General features: G+C 62.6%; 15 protein-coding genes. 8 read left to right on the forward strand and 7 right to left on the reverse strand.

Annotation, left to right across the window (positions count from 1 at the left end; genetic code table 11):
• The first annotated feature begins 32 nt into the window (after nucleotides 1–32).
• Nucleotides 33–1,112: a peptide chain release factor 1 gene (gene prfA, locus V9T28_RS14340; protein WP_116399594.1), complete on the forward strand. Its 1,080-nt coding sequence runs from the start codon at nucleotides 33–35 to the stop codon at nucleotides 1,110–1,112.
• Nucleotides 1,113–1,383: 271 nt separating this feature from the next.
• Here the strand turns inward: prfA and V9T28_RS14345 are convergent, their stop codons facing one another.
• Nucleotides 1,384–2,238, reverse strand: coding sequence for a ChbG/HpnK family deacetylase (locus V9T28_RS14345; RefSeq protein WP_116399595.1), 855 nt, complete (start codon nucleotides 2,236–2,238; stop codon nucleotides 1,384–1,386).
• 141 nt (nucleotides 2,239–2,379) lie between these two features.
• Between V9T28_RS14345 and V9T28_RS14350 the strand changes: the two genes are divergently transcribed.
• On the forward strand, nucleotides 2,380–3,345 hold the full coding sequence (locus V9T28_RS14350; protein ID WP_245423937.1) for a glycosyltransferase family 2 protein: 966 nt from the start codon (nucleotides 2,380–2,382) through the stop codon (nucleotides 3,343–3,345).
• Entirely contained in the window at nucleotides 3,338–4,864 is a 1,527-nt protein-coding gene (gene murJ / locus V9T28_RS14355; RefSeq protein WP_116399597.1) for a murein biosynthesis integral membrane protein MurJ, read from the forward strand. Before V9T28_RS14350 ends, murJ begins: the two co-directional genes overlap by 8 nt.
• Here the strand turns inward: murJ and V9T28_RS14360 are convergent.
• The 4 genes from V9T28_RS14360 to V9T28_RS14375 all read right to left on the reverse strand — a co-directional run bounded on the left by V9T28_RS14360 (nucleotide 4,830) and on the right by V9T28_RS14375 (nucleotide 8,858).
• Nucleotides 4,830–6,014, reverse strand: coding sequence for a YbfB/YjiJ family MFS transporter (locus V9T28_RS14360; protein ID WP_116399598.1), 1,185 nt, complete (start codon nucleotides 6,012–6,014; stop codon nucleotides 4,830–4,832). The two genes, murJ and V9T28_RS14360, sit on opposite strands and share 35 nt — an antisense overlap.
• Nucleotides 6,015–6,023: 9 nt before the next feature.
• Nucleotides 6,024–6,881, reverse strand: a complete 858-nt coding sequence (locus V9T28_RS14365) for a branched-chain amino acid aminotransferase (protein WP_116399599.1) — start codon at nucleotides 6,879–6,881, stop codon at nucleotides 6,024–6,026.
• 121 nt (nucleotides 6,882–7,002) lie between these two features.
• Complete coding sequence (locus V9T28_RS14370) at nucleotides 7,003–7,395, reverse strand: NUDIX domain-containing protein (RefSeq protein ID WP_116399600.1); 393 nt, start codon at nucleotides 7,393–7,395, stop codon at nucleotides 7,003–7,005.
• A gap of 77 nt (nucleotides 7,396–7,472) precedes the next feature.
• Nucleotides 7,473–8,858 (reverse strand): dipeptidase, encoded by a 1,386-nt coding sequence (locus V9T28_RS14375; RefSeq protein WP_116399601.1) that lies wholly within the window; start codon nucleotides 8,856–8,858, stop codon nucleotides 7,473–7,475.
• Nucleotides 8,859–8,998: 140 nt separating this feature from the next.
• Here V9T28_RS14375 and V9T28_RS14380 point away from each other — a divergent pair, with 140 nt between their 5' ends.
• Genes V9T28_RS14380 through V9T28_RS14390 form a run of 3 tightly spaced genes read left to right on the forward strand, consistent with a single transcriptional unit; the run spans nucleotide 8,999 to nucleotide 11,678 of the window.
• Nucleotides 8,999–9,352, forward strand: a complete 354-nt coding sequence (locus V9T28_RS14380; protein ID WP_116399602.1) for a DUF2267 domain-containing protein — start codon at nucleotides 8,999–9,001, stop codon at nucleotides 9,350–9,352.
• Between the two features lie 56 nt (nucleotides 9,353–9,408).
• A complete protein-coding gene (locus V9T28_RS14385) occupies nucleotides 9,409–9,909 on the forward strand; it encodes an EVE domain-containing protein (RefSeq protein ID WP_116399603.1) in 501 nt (166 codons plus the stop codon).
• Nucleotides 9,906–11,678, forward strand: a complete 1,773-nt coding sequence (locus tag V9T28_RS14390) for a methylmalonyl-CoA mutase family protein (protein ID WP_116399604.1) — start codon at nucleotides 9,906–9,908, stop codon at nucleotides 11,676–11,678. The genes V9T28_RS14385 and V9T28_RS14390 overlap by 4 nt, the downstream gene beginning before the upstream one ends.
• Here V9T28_RS14390 and V9T28_RS14395 read toward each other — a convergent pair.
• Nucleotides 11,618–12,538: a DUF817 domain-containing protein gene (locus V9T28_RS14395; RefSeq protein ID WP_445242170.1), complete on the reverse strand. Its 921-nt coding sequence runs from the start codon at nucleotides 12,536–12,538 to the stop codon at nucleotides 11,618–11,620. The genes V9T28_RS14390 and V9T28_RS14395 overlap by 61 nt on opposite strands.
• Before the next feature lie 169 nt (nucleotides 12,539–12,707).
• Here V9T28_RS14395 and scpA point away from each other — a divergent pair, with 169 nt between their 5' ends.
• Entirely contained in the window at nucleotides 12,708–14,864 is a 2,157-nt protein-coding gene (gene scpA / locus V9T28_RS14400) for a methylmalonyl-CoA mutase (RefSeq protein ID WP_116399880.1), read from the forward strand.
• 227 nt (nucleotides 14,865–15,091) lie between these two features.
• On the opposite strand, the gene V9T28_RS14405 is transcribed toward scpA, so the two are convergent.
• A complete protein-coding gene (locus V9T28_RS14405; RefSeq protein ID WP_116399606.1) occupies nucleotides 15,092–16,342 on the reverse strand; it encodes an alpha/beta hydrolase in 1,251 nt (416 codons plus the stop codon).
• 40 nt (nucleotides 16,343–16,382) lie between these two features.
• Between V9T28_RS14405 and V9T28_RS14410 the strand changes: the two genes are divergently transcribed.
• Nucleotides 16,383–16,577 carry a hypothetical protein gene (locus tag V9T28_RS14410; protein ID WP_147306398.1) on the forward strand — a complete coding sequence of 65 codons (195 nt, stop codon included), beginning with the start codon at nucleotides 16,383–16,385 and terminating at the stop codon, nucleotides 16,575–16,577.
• Nucleotides 16,578–16,584 lie beyond the last annotated feature (7 nt).

Below are 16,584 nucleotides of genomic sequence, written 5' to 3' on the forward strand. Positions count from 1 at the left end.
CGCTTCCGCGCGCTCTTCTTTCTCTCGACGAAATCATCATGTTACCTGAAGCCAAACTCGATCTCATCGAACGCCGTCATCAAGAAATTTCGGCACGCCTGTCGCAAGATATTCCCGGTGCGGAATTTGTCGCTTTGTCGCGTGAATTGGCCGAACTCGACGACGTCGTCGCGGCGATCAGGGATTGGCGCAAGGCCCTAGCCGCTTTGCAAGGCGCGAGCGAACTCATCGACGATCCGGCGAGCGATGCTGAAATGCGCGAACTGGCGGAAGAGGAGAAGCGCGAGGCCGAAGAGCATGTGGCGGCGCTGGAACATCGCCTGCGCATCGCCCTCCTGCCCAAGGATGCGGCCGACGAAAAGAGCGCGATTCTGGAAATCCGCGCCGGGACCGGCGGCGACGAGGCCGCCCTCTTTGCCGGCGACCTGTTCCGCATGTACCAGCGCTATGCCGAGGACAAAGGCTGGAAAGTGGAAGTGCTCTCCGAATCCGAAGGGACGATGGGCGGCTATAAGGAAATTTTTGCCGGCGTCTCCGGCCGCGGCGTGTTCGCGCGCCTTAAATTCGAGAGCGGCGCGCACCGGGTGCAACGCGTGCCGGACACGGAGACACAAGGGCGTATTCACACGTCCGCGGCGACCGTTGCCGTTCTGCCCGAGGCGAAAGACGTCGATGTCGAGATCAACGAAAGCGATTTGAAGATCGACACGATGCGCGCCCAAGGCGCCGGCGGCCAGCACGTGAACAAGACCGAATCCGCCATCCGCATCACGCATATTCCGACCGGCATCGTCATCTTCGTGCAGGAAGAGCGCTCGCAACACAAGAACCGCGCCCGCGCCATGGCGCTGCTGCGCGCGCGCATCTACGATATGGAACGCAGCAAGCTCGACAGCGAGCGCGCTGCCGACCGCAAGGCGCAAGTCGGCTCGGGCGATCGCTCGGAACGCATCCGCACCTACAATTTCCCGCAAGGCCGCGTGACCGACCACCGGATCAATCTGACGCTGTACAAGCTCGACAAGGTGATCACCGGCGAAGCGCTCGACGAGATCATCGATCCGCTGATCACCGAGCATCAGGCGAAGCTACTGGCGGAAGGGGACGCATAGCGGCGGGTGTTGCACCAGTGGCTGTGAGCGTTAACCTGTGTGCCGTCATTGCGAGGAGCGTAAGCGACGAAGCGATCCATCCACGCACATCGAAACTTAACACCAACTGGTTCCGTTGCAGCTAAGAGTGAAGAGCTGCGAGAATGAGGCGTCCTGGAAAACTTGTCCAACCCATCGGTTGAGAGATGGATCGCTTTGCTCACACTCGCAATGACGTCACATAGGTTAGTGCGTACGACCAAAAGTATTATAAGCCGCTGCTTGCCGCGCTTTATACCATCTCCGACATGCGTCGCAATCTCGCGCCGTTTTGCTTCAGCGCCTCGACAAACCTCTCCGAGAGCAAGAACCGCAGCTCATGCTCGCGCGTCGCCGTCACCTGGTCGAGCGACGCGAGTTCGTCGTCGACATAGCCGGGATGGCACATCACCAGATGCGTGCGTCCGGGGTACTGCAGATAATGCTTGAAATCGGCGCTATAATCGCGCGCCGCATCGAAATGCGAGAAGCCGGCAAAGCCGTCGTTCACCGCGAAGCCGCGCCCGCGTGCGAGGTCGGCAAATCCGCGCGCGAGAAATTTCAGCATCAGCGCTTTTTTATAGGAGTTCCGCCGCAGCAGAATGCGTGCGAGCGCATCCGAACTGTCACGGATCCACGCGCGCCCCTGCCAGCCGCGGCGCGCCATGTCCTCGAGCAGCCAATCGCGAATGCCGGGCAGGATCTGCACATGCTGGTGCCCGTCGACGAAATCGGGCGCGCAGCCCATCGCCGCCTCGAAGGCATCGCACTGCCGGGCGATCTCGGCGCGAATCTCGGCCTCGGGAAGTTCGCCCCGCCTGGCGCGCGGCAACAAAGCGCTCATCAACGGCAAGTTGCCATTGGGGGCGAAAGTCGGCATCGCTTCGCAAGGCCGCCCCATGGTCAGGTTGAGATGCAGGCCGATATCGACCCTGTCCGCATAGGCCTTCACGTCGGCAGCCACGTGCGGCCAGGAGGGCCGCGTGGTCATGACGCTGGTCGCGGTTACCCGGCCCGCCGCCAGCGCCTCCAGAATGCCGCGAGAGACCGCCGGCGACAGCGCGAAATCGTCGGCGCAGAGCGCAAAATCAAATTCTGACTGCGGCATAGCGGCGTTTAACCCCATTTAACCCAAAACGTGCCATAGATTTGCATCAATGCTGCCATTCCCTTAGAGGATAGCGGCCATTCCGCCAATATTGGTCCCGCAGGTGCCCCGCAAGACATGAACCCGAATCCGGAACTCTCGATGATTGTTCCCGTCCACAACGAGGCGGAAAATCTACACTTGTTGCTGGAGCGGCTTCACCCGGTTTTGCGCGGCTGCGTCGCTTCTTACGAGATCGTCTTTGTCGACGACGGGTCAAGCGACGCGACATTCGCGACCATTCGCCGCCTCGCTGAGACCGATGCGACGATCCGCGCCATTTCGTTCAGCCGCAATTTCGGCAAGGAAATCGCCATCGCCGCCGGTCTCGACGAAGCGCGCGGCGCCGCGGCGATCATCATGGACGCCGACTTGCAGCACCCGCCGGAGATGATTCCGTCTTTCGTCGCGCTCTGGCGGCAAGGCTACAAGAACGTCTACGGCCAGCGGGTCGACCGTGCCGCCGACACGCCGCTGCGGCGGTGGCTGACCCAGCAATTCTATCTGATTTTCGATTCCTTCGGCGAGACGCGGCTGCCGCCCGGCGCCGGCGATTTTCGCCTGCTCGACCGCCAGGCGATCGACGCGCTGCGGCACATGGGCGAGCGGGCACGCTTTTCCAAGGGTCTCTATGCCTGGGTCGGATTCAAGTCGATCGGCGTGCCGTTCGAAGTCGCCGCCCGCGCCGCCGGCCAATCGAAATTCAGCTACGGCAAGCTCACCCGCTTCGCCTTCGACGGGCTCACGTCCTTTTCGACCTTGCCGCTGATGGTTTGGACCTTCATCGGCACCTTCGTGTCGGTCCTCGCCCTGGTGACGGCAGTCTACTTCCTGTCGCGCACCGTGCTCTATGGCGTCGACGTCCCTGGTTACGCGTCGCTGATCGTCTCCATCCTGTTCTTCGCGGGCATTCAGCTCCTGTCGCTCGGAATCATCGGCGAATATGTCGGCCGCATCTTCGCCGAGGTGAAGCGTCGCCCGCTCTATATCGTGGCCGACCGCATCGGCGCACCCAATCCGGCGCCGGAAGTGCCGCATCAAGTGCCCGTCATGAATAGTCATGTATAAAAGCCTCTTCTCGATCGCCGCCTTCACCCTGCTCTCTCGCATCACCGGCTTTTTCCGCGACATGATGCTGGCAAGCTATTTCGGCGCGACGAATGCCGGCGATATTTTCAACGTGGTGCTGCGGCTACCAAATTCCTTTCGCGCGATTTTCGGCGAAGGCGCGTTCAATGCCGCTTATATCCCAGCCTATTCTCATGCTTTGGAGCATGACGGCCGGCCGGCGGCGCGCGCGTTCGCCAACCAAATCTTCATGTTCCTCCTCATCTCGCAGCTCGTGCTGCTCGCGCTTGCGCTTCTCTTCACGCCGCAATTCGTTGATCTGCTCGCAAGCGGCTATTCGAGCGATCCCGAAAAGTTCGACAAAGCCGTCAGCCTGTCGCGTGTTACCTTTCCCTATTTGCTGCTGATCACGCTGACGGTGTTCTTCTCCGCAACGTTGAACGCTCATAAGCGCTTCGCATCCGCCTCCTTCGCGCCGGTGATGTTGAATGTCGCGATCGTCGGCTGCCTGCTCTGCGCCTTCCTGTTTCCGAGCGCGCTCGATGCTGCGAGTTGGGGCATCACCATTTCCGGCCTGTTGCAGCTCGGAATCGTCTTGTGGGATGCCCGGCGCAGCGGGCTGCTCGTCAGCCTCACCCGGCCGCGCTTCACGGCGGATGTGAAGCAGTTCTTCAAGACGCTCGGCCCCGCGACGATCGGCTCGGCCGGCGTGCAGATCGCGGTCCTGGTCGATTCGCAAATCGCCTCCTACATCGGCCCCGGCACGCTTGCTTCCCTCTCCTATGCCGAGCGGCTCTACCAATTGCCGATCGGCGTGATCAGCATGGCGGCCGGCACGGTGCTGCTGCCCGAGATGAGCCGGCGCCTCGCCGCCGGCGATCCGGGCGCGGCGCACCACGCCCAGAACCGCACCATGGCGCTGACCCTCGCGCTCTCTGCGCCGTTCCTCATCGCCTTCATGTTCATCCCGGACGTGATCATGCGCGGCGCCTTCATGCGCGGCAAATTCGACGAACAGGCAGCCTTGGCCTCGGCCGCTGTGCTTTCGGCCTATGGCCTTGGCCTCTTGGCCATCGTGCTGATCAATTCGGCCCGTGCGAGCTTCCAGTCGCGGCGAGATACGGTCACGCCCATGGTGATCGCGTTGATTGGGCTCGGCATCAACATCGTCTTGAAACTGATCCTCGGCCGCGATCTTGGCGCGCCGGGCCTTGCCAGTGCCACAGCGGTCGGCGCCTGGGTCAATTTCCTGCTGTTGGTCATCCTGGCGATGCGGCGCGGCTTCATGCAGCCGGACGAGACCCTGGCCCGCACCTTCGCGGCCGTCTGCATCGCCTGCCTGCCGCTCACCTTGGTCGCGACTTTCGGGAGCCCGATCGCCGCGGGGATCGCACGGCATTTCGGCCATTTCGGCCCGCTCGCCCATCTGGTCCTGCTCGGCGGCGCCGGCGCGGTCGTCTATGCGGTCGCACTGCTCCTGGCGCTCAAGCTCGGCGGGGTGCGGCTCGCCCGCCGCTGAGCCCGATTTCGATCAAAATCGTGCCCGCCAGCACGGCCGCGGCAAGTGCGAAAATCAGCGGATAGGATGCGAAATGGCTGAACAGCAGCGCGCAGACATATCCGGCCGCCGCTTGGAAGAGCGAAAAGAGCACCGTCAAGACGCTCCAAGCCCGCGCATGGAGCGTTAACCCGACAAGTTCCCCTGCCCGGCCGGACGCGAGCGCACCAAGCGGCAACGCCGTGGCGCCGATCAGGATCGCGGCGCCGAGGAGTAGCGTCGGCATATTGGTCGCCGCCGTGAGCGCCAGCCCCATCGCCATGACACCCTGACACAACCGATTTGCAAGGCCGAAGCCGACGCGGTCGGCGATCTGTCCCCAAATCAGAGGGCCGATCGCAGCGCTGCACCCGAACGCAATCCACATGCCGCTGCCGAACGCAATGCTCATGTTCAGGCCGCGCACCACGTAATCGACCAGAAAAATCGTCGGCACGGCAAGGGCAAAGCCAAAACCGGCATAGGCGATCGCCAAGCCCAGCAAAGCGCCGCGCCATTGCGACCCCTCGCCCTGCACCTGGCGCGACGGCAGCGGCCCGGCAGGCGGCATGTACCGCCAGGCGACGAGGCTCGCGAGGGCCGAGAGGAGCCCGAGCACGATCCATGCGACCGCCGACCCGCTTTTGCCGACCCAGGGCAGCGCGATCCCCGTCAGGGCCATGGCGAGGCCGATGCCAGCAAAGAGAATACCGACCGCGCGGCCGCGCAAACCCGGAGCCATATCCGTCATGATGACGCCGGGCGCGACGATCATCAGAAGAGCGCCGGTGACACCCGAAACGAAGCGCCAGAATTCCAGCGTCCAGGCGCCGGCACCAGGAACGGCGCAGGCAAAAAAGCTCACCGTCGCGATTGCGAGCGCGGCCATCATGACGCGCCACACACTCAGCCTCTGCGCGAGCCAGACCGCAATGATCGCGCCCAGCAGATAGCCGAAGAAATTCGCGGCGCCGGCGAGATGCGCGCTCTCGCTCGACACCTGCCCCTCCGCGACGATGATCGGAATGAGCGGCGGATAGCCGAACCGGCCCAAACCATTGCCGACGAAAAACGCCGCGCCGCCGGCAATGGCGATCATCAGGTCATGACGCGAGAAGCGCGCGACGGTCACGATGAACTCTCACGCGGCATGGGCGAACTGCCAATAGAGTTCGCGTGCACGGCGGAAGAAGGGGCCGGGCTGCAATTCGCGCGCGTCGATCCGCGTGGCCGGGATCACTTTCGAGGCATTGCCGGTCGAGAAGATCTCGTCCGCATCCTCGAACGCGGCGTAATCGAGAACGGTCTCTTGCACCTCGACGCCGGCATCGCGCAAGAGCTTGATCACCCGCTGGCGGGTGATGCCGCTTAAGAACGTGCCGTTGGCGATTGGCGTCTTCACGACGCCGTTCTTGGCAAGAAAGATGTTCGCCGTCGCCAGCTCCGCCACATTGCCGAGAAAATCGAGCAGCAGACAATTGTCGAACCCGCGCGCCCGCGCCTCGACCAGCGCGCGGCCGTTGTTCGGATAAAGGCAGCCCGCCTTGGCATTGACCGGCATGCATTCGATGGTCGGCCGGCGGAAGGGCGATTTCGTGATGGAAAAGCCCGTCGGCTTCGGCATCGGCACTTCGTAGAGTGTCAGGAGAAATTCAGTCGAATCGGGATCGACCGCGACGGCCGTCGGACCGCCCTCCTCCGCCCAGTACATCGGCCGAATATAGAGTTCCGCCTTGTCCGGAAATTTCGCAATTCCTTCTTTGGCGAGTTGCACGATCTCGCTCGCCGGCATGGTCGGCTTGAGGCCGAGAGCTTTCGCTGATTGATTCACGCGCGCGCAATGCAAATCGAGATCGGGCGCGACGCCCTCGAAGGCACGCGCGCCGTCGAACACCGACGAGCCGAGCCAGAACGAATGCGAGCGCGGACCAAGAATGGGCGTATTTCCCTCGGACCATGCGCCACGATACCAGGTCCAAGTCTGCGACCAATTTGCCATTATTCTCTCCTAAGAAGTATAGGCATATGGAACGCTTCCGCATCCGCCGCGTCAACACGCAGCTCCATCAAAAGAGCTGATCAGCAATGACAAATTCTGTGATGAATGCGAGGTGCCGAAGCTAGCGCCGCAGCGCAGCAATTGCCTCGCGGACGGGCAATCCCAGCGGCTGCGGCAGATCATCGAACGGATACCAGCCGAGGTCAGCGATCTTATCCGGTTCGCAGATGCTCGGTTCGCCGGCGACGATCCGCGCGCGATAGACAGGCGAGACCCAATGTTGGCCGTCGATGCCGATCATCTGCACGAGGCACAAAAAGCCCTGCAGCAAAATCGAAACACCGATTTCCTCTGCGGTCTCGCGCACCACCGCATCCTCGGCGCGTTCGCCGAAATCCACCTTGCCGCCGATCAGGTTCCACGTCCCCGCCTCCGGCGCCTTGACGCGCTTGATCAACAGGACATGCCCGTCGCGTTCGATGAACGCGCCGCAGCCGACGCCCGGCGTTTTCATGGTGTGATCCTTCAAGATGAAGTCTTTTTAGCAAAGCGATCGCCGAACGGATCGGCGACCGCCCGTTTCGTTTTCAACTAGCCGGCAATGCCATCCAAAATCCGTACCCAGCTCCGCGTGCCTTTGTGGAACGACTTCAGCTCGTATTTCTCGTTCGGCGAATGAATGCGGTCGTCCGCCAGGCCGAAACCGACCATCAGCGCATCCATGTTCAACTCGCGCTTGAAGCTGCCGACGATCGGGATCGAACCGCCCATCGCCATCAGGATCGGTTCCTTGCCCCATTCGGCATTCAGTGCGACGCGCGCGATGCGGATGGGCTCGGAGTTGAAGGGCAATTGCAGCGCGGGGCTTGCGCCATGCGGTATGAATTCGACCTTGCAATCGGCGGGCAGCTGCGCGCGAACGAAGTTTTGAAATGCCGCAACGATCTTGTCCGGATTCTGCCGGCCGACCAAACGGAAGGAGATCTTGGCGCTGGCCTCCGCCGGCAGCACGGTCTTGAACCCCTCACCCGTATAGCCGCCCGTAATGCCGTTGACCTCGCAGGTCGGGCGGGCCCAGATCTGCTCGAGCACGGAGCGGTCCTTCTCGCCGGCCGGGACCGACAGGCCGACCTTGCCGAGGAACTCCTGCTCGCTGAACGGCAGGCTCGCCCATTGCGACTTCATCTCGTCCGGCAAGTCCTCGACGCCGTCGTAGAAGCCGGGCAGCGTGATGCGGCCGTTCTCGTCATGCAGCGCGGCGATGATTTTCGCCAGCACGCGTGCGGGATTGATGGCGGCGCCGCCGAACATGCCCGAGTGCAAATCGCGATCGGCGCCGCGAATGATCACTTCCTGCCCGACGAGACCGCGCAGCATGGTGGTGATCGCCGGATTGTCGGGCCCTGGCATGCCGGTGTCGCACACCATCATCAGGTCGGCTTTGAGCTCGGCCTTATTCTCCTCCAGAAACGCCTCCAGCGAGGGCGAACCGGATTCCTCTTCCCCCTCGAACAGAATGGAGACGTCGCACGGAAGCGAGCCTTTCGTCTCGGCATACGCGCGGCATGCTTCGACGAAGGTCATGAGCTGGCCCTTGTCGTCCGAGGCGCCGCGCGCGGTGATTTGCTTGCCGGTTGGCGCATCGACGAGTTGCGGCTCGAACGGCGGGGTTTGCCACAGGTTCAACGGATCGACCGGCTGCACGTCGTAATGGCCGTAAAACAGCACATGCGGCACGTCGCGGCGCTTGGACTTGGCATGGGCGACAACCATGGGATGCCCCGGGGTCGGACGGACGGATGCCTCAAAACCGAGCCCGGTGAGCTCTCGCACCAGCCAGTCCGCGGCCTTTTGGCAGTCATCCTTGTAAGCTGGATCAGTGGAAATGGAGGGAATGCGGATCAGATCAAAAAGGCGGTCGAGGGCGGAATCCAGATTGGTGTCGACTTTTGCAAGAACTTCGTTGAGCGTGGTCATCGGTCTTCCTTCTGCTGCCCGGCGATTCAGGTTCTGAGGTTCGGTCCTGGGTACAAAATTCTGCTGGAACTGTCTTGCATTTATGCGACCGTCGGGTCAGATTGGCTATTAGTTTATTTGTAAACTATTGGGAGTGCATGATGGAGGAACTCGTTCAGCGCCTGAGCGCAGCGGCCGGGATCGACCAGGAAACGGCTGCAAAAGCCGCAGGCCTGGTATTCGGTTTCCTGCAGAAGGAAGGCCCCGCCGACGAGGTCAATGCGGTCTTCGGCAAGCTGCCGGGCGCCCAGGACCTGATCGCCAAGGCGGGCGGCGGCGACGACGGCGGCATGGGCCTGATGGGCCTGGCCGGCCAGCTCACCGAAGCCGGAATCGGCATGGGCGACATGACCACGGTCGGCAAGGAGATTTTTGCCTTCGTGCGCGAGAAGGTGGGCGAAGACGAAGTCGGCGCTATCGTCGGGGCGATTCCCGGTCTGAGCCAATTCGTCTGATCCTGACAACTCCTGACAATTGGGGCGCTTAAGATCGCGGTCGAAAGGATTGATCCATGACCCGCGATCTTTTTGGCTCCTGCCCCACTCCGCAACAGCATTGGATCGCGGTGGCCAGCGCCGACCACGTCGCGCGCGGCCGGGAGCAAGGCTTCATGCAGGTCTGTCACGGCAAGGCCGCGCCCTTGCGGCGCATCCGAGCGGGTGACGGCATCGTTTATTATGCGCCGGTGCAGCGCTTCGGTGGCCACGATTGCGGCCAATCCTTTGTCGCCATTGGTAATGCCGCCGATGATCTCGTTTACCAGACCGACATGGGCGGCGGCTTCCTGCCCTGGCGGCGCGGCGTGATGTGGCTGGCGAGCCAGCCGGCGGCCATCCGCCCCCTGCTCGACCGGCTTGAGTTCACGCGTGGACAAAAATCCTGGGGATATGCCTTCCGCTTCGGCCTGCTGCAGGTTTCGGCGCATGACATGGGGCTGATCGTCGAGGCGATGCATGTCGGGGCTGCGGACCTCTTTTCACCTGGCGCAGGCCGTGCCAAAACCGTTCGATGACCGAGACTTTTCCCACCGCCGCCCACGCAGAATGGATGAAACGCGCCGAAGCCGCCCTGAAAGGCGCTGGGCTGGAGCGGCTGACATCCGTGACGCTGGACGGGCTGAAGATCGCGCCGCTTTATCCGCATCAGGCCGCCGGCCCACGCGCGCTCAAGGCCAAGGCGGGGGCGTGGGTGGTCGCGCAAAAGATCGACCATCCCGATCTCGCGCAGGCCAACACGCAAATTCTGGAAGATCTGGAAAACGGCGCCAACGGGCTGGTCCTGGCCTTTCGCGGCGCGCCGGCCGCCGGCGCCTTCGGGTTGGATGTCGCCAGCGCCGCCGACTTTGCCACCCTTTTGCGCAACGTCCTCCTCGATCTCATCGCGGTCCGTTTCGATGCCGGCAAGAACGCCGCATCCCTCGCCCGCCTCTTCGCCGAATACGCCAAGACGCACGAACTCGATGCCTCGCGCCTGTCGATCGATTTTGCGCTGGATCCGCTGCTCGGCGATGCCGATGCGCTGATCGCAGCCGCCACCAAATTGCAGGCACAAGGCTTCGGCGGACCCTTTTTCATCGCCGACGGCCGCCATTGGCATGAAGCCGGCGCGAGCGAAGCGCAGGAGCTCGCACTGACCTTGAGCGCCGCCCTCGCGACGCTGCGTCAGCTTGAGAAGGCCGGCTGGCCGCTCGAAGCGGCTGCGGCGCAGATTTCTTTCGTGCTCGCGGCCGACGCCAGCGAATTCCTCACCCTGGCGAAATGCCGGGCGCTGCGCCACCTGTGGGCGCGAGTCGAAGAGGCCTGCGGACTGACGCCGGCGCCGCTCCGGCTGCATGCGGAGACCGCCTGGCGCATGCTCACCAAACGCGATCCTTGGGTGAATATCCTGCGCGGCACGATCGCGTCCTTCTCCGCCGGGCTCGGAGGCGCCGATACGATGACCGTCCTGCCCTTCACCACGGCGCTGGGTCTTGCCGATCCCTTCGCCCGCCGGATCGCGCGGAACACGCAGACAATCCTGCTCTGCGAATCCAACCTCGGATGGGTAAACGATCCGGCCGCTGGCGCCGGCGGGTTTGAATCCCTGACGGCGAACCTGACCGAAAAAGCGTGGGCGATCTTTCAGGCGACCGAACAGCAAGGCGGGCTTTTCGCGGCGCTGGCCGCCCAAGGCCCGCAAAAGGCCATCCGCACCGTTGCGGCCGAACGCGACAAGCGCATCGCCAGACGGCTCATTCCGATCACCGGTTCGAGCGAATTCGCCGATCTCGAGGAAACGCCTGTGACCGTGCTGCAACCGGGCGAAGCGGTGCGCGAAGGCTTGCCCGGCCTCGCACCGCATCGCGATGCGGAAGCGTTCGAACAGGTGCGCGCGCGCGCCGACGCGATCCTCGCTCAGAGCGGTCAACGGCCGCGCGTGTTTCTCGCCAATCTCGGCCCGCTTGCGGCTTTCACCGCTCGCGCCACCTTCGCCAAAAACTTCTTTGCGGCTGGCGGAATCGAGGCTTTCGGCAATGATGGCTTTACGACGCAGGAGGCTCTGGCCCAGGCATTTCGCGAGTCCGGCTGCACAATCGCCTGCTTGTGCTCTTCCGATTCTGTCTATGCCGAGCAGGCGCTCGCGGCCGCCAAGGCACTCATCGCGGCCGGAGCCGAGTCGCTTTATCTCGCCGGCAAGCCCGGTGCTCTCGCCGACGGCTTGGCACAAGCCGGTGTGACCGACTATATTTTTGCGGGCTGCAATGCCATCGAGGTTTTGCAACGCCTGCTCGCCGGCGCATAGGGTATCGGCCTGTTCACCAGCGTCACCATCGCATAGCTGATGATGAGCAACAGATACCACGATCCGAGCTTGCCGAAGCCGACCATTGACCACGCCACAGATTGGCTCGGATAAGTCCAAGTCCTGGTCAATGTGCCGATGTTCTCGGCCAGCCAAAGAAAGAACGCATTGCAAAAACACGCTGTCACAAGCGGCATTTTGCGATGCGCGCGCCAGACCCGGAAATGAATCCACGAGCGGCGGAAAATCAGCGCGGCGGCGATGAAGAGGACGACACGCATGTCGCCAATGGAACGAAGCGTGAAGAAATTCAGATAAATGCCCGCGGCAAGAAGGTAGACTTGCCAGAGCGGCGGGTGCCCTGTGAAGCGAAAGTCGCAGACGCGCCAGACCCGCGTAATATAACTGCCCACCGACGCATACATGAAACCGCTGAACAGCGGCACGCCGCCGATATGCAAGAGACTCGGTTCGGGATAGATCCATGAACCGACCGCGGTTTTGTAGATTTCCATCGCCGTGCCGACGATATGGAACAAAGCAATCACCTTCGCTTCGTCCCATGTTTCCAGCTTCCAGCGCAGCATGGCTACCTGAAGCGCAATGGCCGCAAGGGTGAGAAAATCATACCGCGCCAGACATGCGCCTTTCGGATAGAACCAGGCTGTTGCAATCAGAAGCGCAACCATGGCGCCGCCGAACAGGCACGCCCAAGCCTGCAAAATGCTGAAGCGCATAAATTCGTAAAACGCCGAAGCCGCCGCACTACGTTCGGCCCGCGCCTCAAGCGCCGCGATAAAACCGGCAGACTGAACTCTCCGTCCATCTGCCGCCGGCTCGCGCAATTGCCCCAGTGCCACATTCGTCATCACGCGCCCTTTCCGCTTGCGGCAGCAGAGTGTCGAGCGAAAAGGCGCGCGGCGTGGCATGAATGTTGCGCGCATGTGCAAAAACGCGGCAAAAATCCAGGATGCGCGGCCCTGCACTTCCGTTTATAGTGCGGAATATCGTGTTGACGGTGGAGCGACTGTGAGCCGTATTCCCAACTTCTCCGAGATTGACTTCCGCCCCGCAGCAGCCGGCGATGCGACCGCCGCGACAGCGCCATGGATGACGCCCGAGGGCATTGCGGTCAAACCGATCTACACAGAAGCGGATCTTGCGAATTTGAGCTTCGTCGACGGCTATCCGGGCGTCGCGCCTTATGTGCGCGGCCCCTATCCGACGATGTATGTCAACCAGCCTTGGACGATCCGGCAATATGCCGGCTTCTCGACGGCGGAAGATTCCAACGCCTTCTATCGCCGCAATCTCGCCGCCGGCCAGAAGGGTCTCTCCATCGCCTTCGATCTGGCGACCCACCGCGGCTATGATTCCGATCATCCGCGCGTCGCCGGCGATGTCGGCATGGCGGGCGTCGCGATCGATTCCATCCTCGATATGCGCACGCTGTTCTCCGGCATTCCGCTCGATCAGATGAGCGTGTCGATGACCATGAACGGCGCGGTCCTGCCCGTGCTCGCGCTCTATATCGTTGCGGCCGAGGAGCAAGGCGTCCAACAGGCGCAATTGTCGGGCACGATCCAGAACGACATTCTCAAAGAATTCATGGTGCGCAACACCTATATCTATCCGCCGCAGGATTCGATGCGCATCATCGGCGATATTTTCGCCTATACGTCGGCGCATATGCCGAAATTCAATTCCATTTCCATCTCTGGCTATCACATGCAGGAGGCCGGCGCGACACAGGATCTGGAACTCGCCTATACTTTGGCGGACGGCAAGGAATATATCCGCGCCGGCCTTGCCGCCGGCCTCAGCATCGATCAATTCGCGCCGCGCCTGTCGTTCTTCTGGGCGATCGGCATGAATTTCTTCATGGAGGTCGCCAAGTTGCGTGCAGCGCGGCTGCTGTGGACCGATATCGTCAGCGCCTTCCTGCCGAAATCGGAAAAGAGCCTGCCGCTGCGCACCCATTCGCAGACCTCAGGCTGGTCGCTCACGGCCCAGGACGTCTTCAACAATGTCATGCGCACGCAAATCGAGGCCATGGCTGCGACACAGGGACATACGCAAAGCCTGCACACCAACGCGCTCGACGAGGCGCTGGCGCTGCCGACCGATTTTTCTGCCCGTATCGCGCGCAACACCCAGCTCTTCCTGCAGCAGGAGAGCGGCACGTGCCAGATCATCGATCCATGGGGCGGGTCCTATTATGTCGAGCGGCTGACGGCGGAGCTTGCGGCCAAGGCGCGCGCGCATATGGACGAGATCGAGGCGCTCGACGGCATGGCCAAAGCGATCGACGCAGGCATTCCGAAATTGCGGATCGAAGAAGCGGCGGCCAAGACCCAGGCGCGTATCGATTCCGGCCGGCAGGTCGTGGTCGGCGTCAATATGTTCAAGCCGCAAGCGGAAACGCCGATCGAGGTGCGCACCGTCGACAATTCCGCCGTGCGGGCGCGGCAAATCGAGAAGCTGCAGCGCCTGCGCCAAGAGCGCGATGAAAACGCGACGCAACAGGCGCTCGATGCGCTGACGACCGGCGCGACATCCGGCGGCAACCTGCTCGATCTGTCCATTCAAGCGGCGCGCGCCAAGGCGACGGTCGGCGAGATTTCGGCCGCGCTGGAGAAGGTTTTCGGCCGCCATCGCGCCGATATTCGCGCCATTTCCGGCGTGTACAAGGCAGAGGCCGGTGGCGAGGCGGACGATGTCGCACGTGTGATGCAGATGACCGCCGCGTTCCGCGAAAACGAGGGCCGCCGCCCGCATATCCTGGTGGCGAAGGTCGGCCAGGACGGGCACGATCGCGGCCAGAAGGTGATCGCCTCCGCCTTCGCCGATTTCGGTTTCGATGTCGATATCGGACCGTTGTTCGCAACGCCCCAGGAGGCCGCGCAGCAAGCCATCGAACGCGACGTCCATGTCGTCGGCGTCTCCTCCCTTGCGGCGGGCCATTTGACCCTGGTGCCGGAGTTGAAAAAGGCGCTCGAAGCGGGCGGGCGGTCCGATATCATGATCGTGGTCGGCGGCGTCATCCCGCCGCAGGATTTCGATTCCCTTTATGCCGCAGGCGCTGCCGAGATTTTCCCACCCGGCACGGTGGTCGCTGACGCAGCGACGCGGCTGCTGGAAGATTTGAACGAGCGCCTGGGTTATCAGCAGAAGGCGGCACGGTAGGAGGCGATCCCTTCTCTCGCAGCGAAGTCGGTTGCTGCACGCGCACCTCCCCGTCATTGCGAGGAGCGTAGCGACGAAGCAATCCATCCCCCTACGATGCAGGTGTTTCCGCCGCCAGGCCGTTCCGGCGAGGGCAAAACAATTCAGATTGGGGGATGGATTGCTTCGCTTCGCTCGCAATGACGGCGTAGTAGACGATTCAGTTGCGCGAATAAATCATGCCGCCCTCACAACGTCGGCACATCCGATTGCTGCTGCGCCGGTTGTGCGGCGGTCGGCTGCGCGGCAGGCGTCTGCGCCGGTTGCGCGGCGGCCGGTTGCGCGGCGGGCACCGGTTGTTGGTCGATCGGTCCCGACTCCTTGCCGTCGCCGTCGAGCACCGCCATGGATTGTTGGCTCTGCGCGCCCGGTGTGGCGAGCTGCGCGCCGATCTGCCTCAGCACGGCGGGCGTATCGGCGTAAGCGCCGTGATGGATAAACCCATCCGCCGCGTCGGTGAGGTCGTAGACGCGCACGCCCATCTTGGACATTTCGTCGCGCACACCCGGATTGTTAAGGTCGAGCGCGCCGACCCGCGCACGCGAGCCGGCCAGGGCCGAAGACAGCGAGAGTGCGCGGTCGTTGCTAGCCGTGAACACCGAGACATGCGCATTCTGCCCAATCCGCACCATTTGTCCCTTGAACACTTCGAGGTCGATATCGGGCGCTGCCAGCATCACCTCGCCCAAATGGCCGCCCAGATCGCCATGCCCAGCAATGGCATTCTGGCGCAGCGCTTCCATCGCGAGCCAGGTTCCCATCGAATGGGCCAACACATGCACGCGGCCAACACCAGGGGTCTGCGCGATCGTCCAGAGCAGTTTTTCCAGCGCATCGCGCGAGGCGGTCGCCCGCTCCTTGTCCGATCCATAAGCGAGCAGCCCCGAGCCAGACGGCCACGTGAACAGCACGGGCACGCCGCCGAAGCGGCCATCGGTCACAAGCTGCACCGCGCGATAGCGCGCTTCGTCGAGCCCGGTGTTGAAGCCATGGACGAACACCAGCACGTCGCGGTTCGTGCCGACGCGGCCCGAGATGTTGGTGGCCAATTCGTTCTGGAATTCCTCAGTGTCCAACGTATGGCGCCGGACCATCGCGAAATCCGACGCCGGATTGTCGGCGCCAAACGTCGCGCGCTCGATCACGCCGGCATGGTGGTTGGGCGGCACAGAGATCATCGCCAGCGAAAAATTCATGTCGCCTTCGGCGAGATTTTGATTGGCGGCAGCGCCCTTCTCGCCCTTGCGGGTCGAGGCGACGAACAATGGCACCTCGTCGGATTGCGCGCGCGGCCCGGACGCAAACAGCGCCGTGGACCCGGTGAAGCTGCCAAGCTGCGATGAATCGCAGCCGCTCAAACCAAGCGCCGTGCCTGCCACGGCCAACATCACACCAAGCGCTCTGCCGCGCACCCCCACCGCCACCATCGTCGCCACCATCTCAAAACCCTACGGATTACGCCCCGAAGGGTCGCGCTTCATGCCGGACAAAATTGTCGAGAACTTGGCGAAAAACCACAAATTCCGTCGTCTGCCGCCATGGTGTCGGGTAATTCAAGGGGCAGAGTCTCCAGAGCATTTTCCAGAAAAGTTGTTCGACTTTTCGATTAAGAAAATGCGACTAGACAAAAAATTAGAGCATTTTCCGATTCTGAAAGAACGGAAAATGCTCTAAGCAACCG

Source organism: Methylovirgula sp. 4M-Z18, assembly GCF_037890675.1.
In the GTDB taxonomy this organism is placed as follows: domain Bacteria; phylum Pseudomonadota; class Alphaproteobacteria; order Rhizobiales; family Beijerinckiaceae; genus 4M-Z18.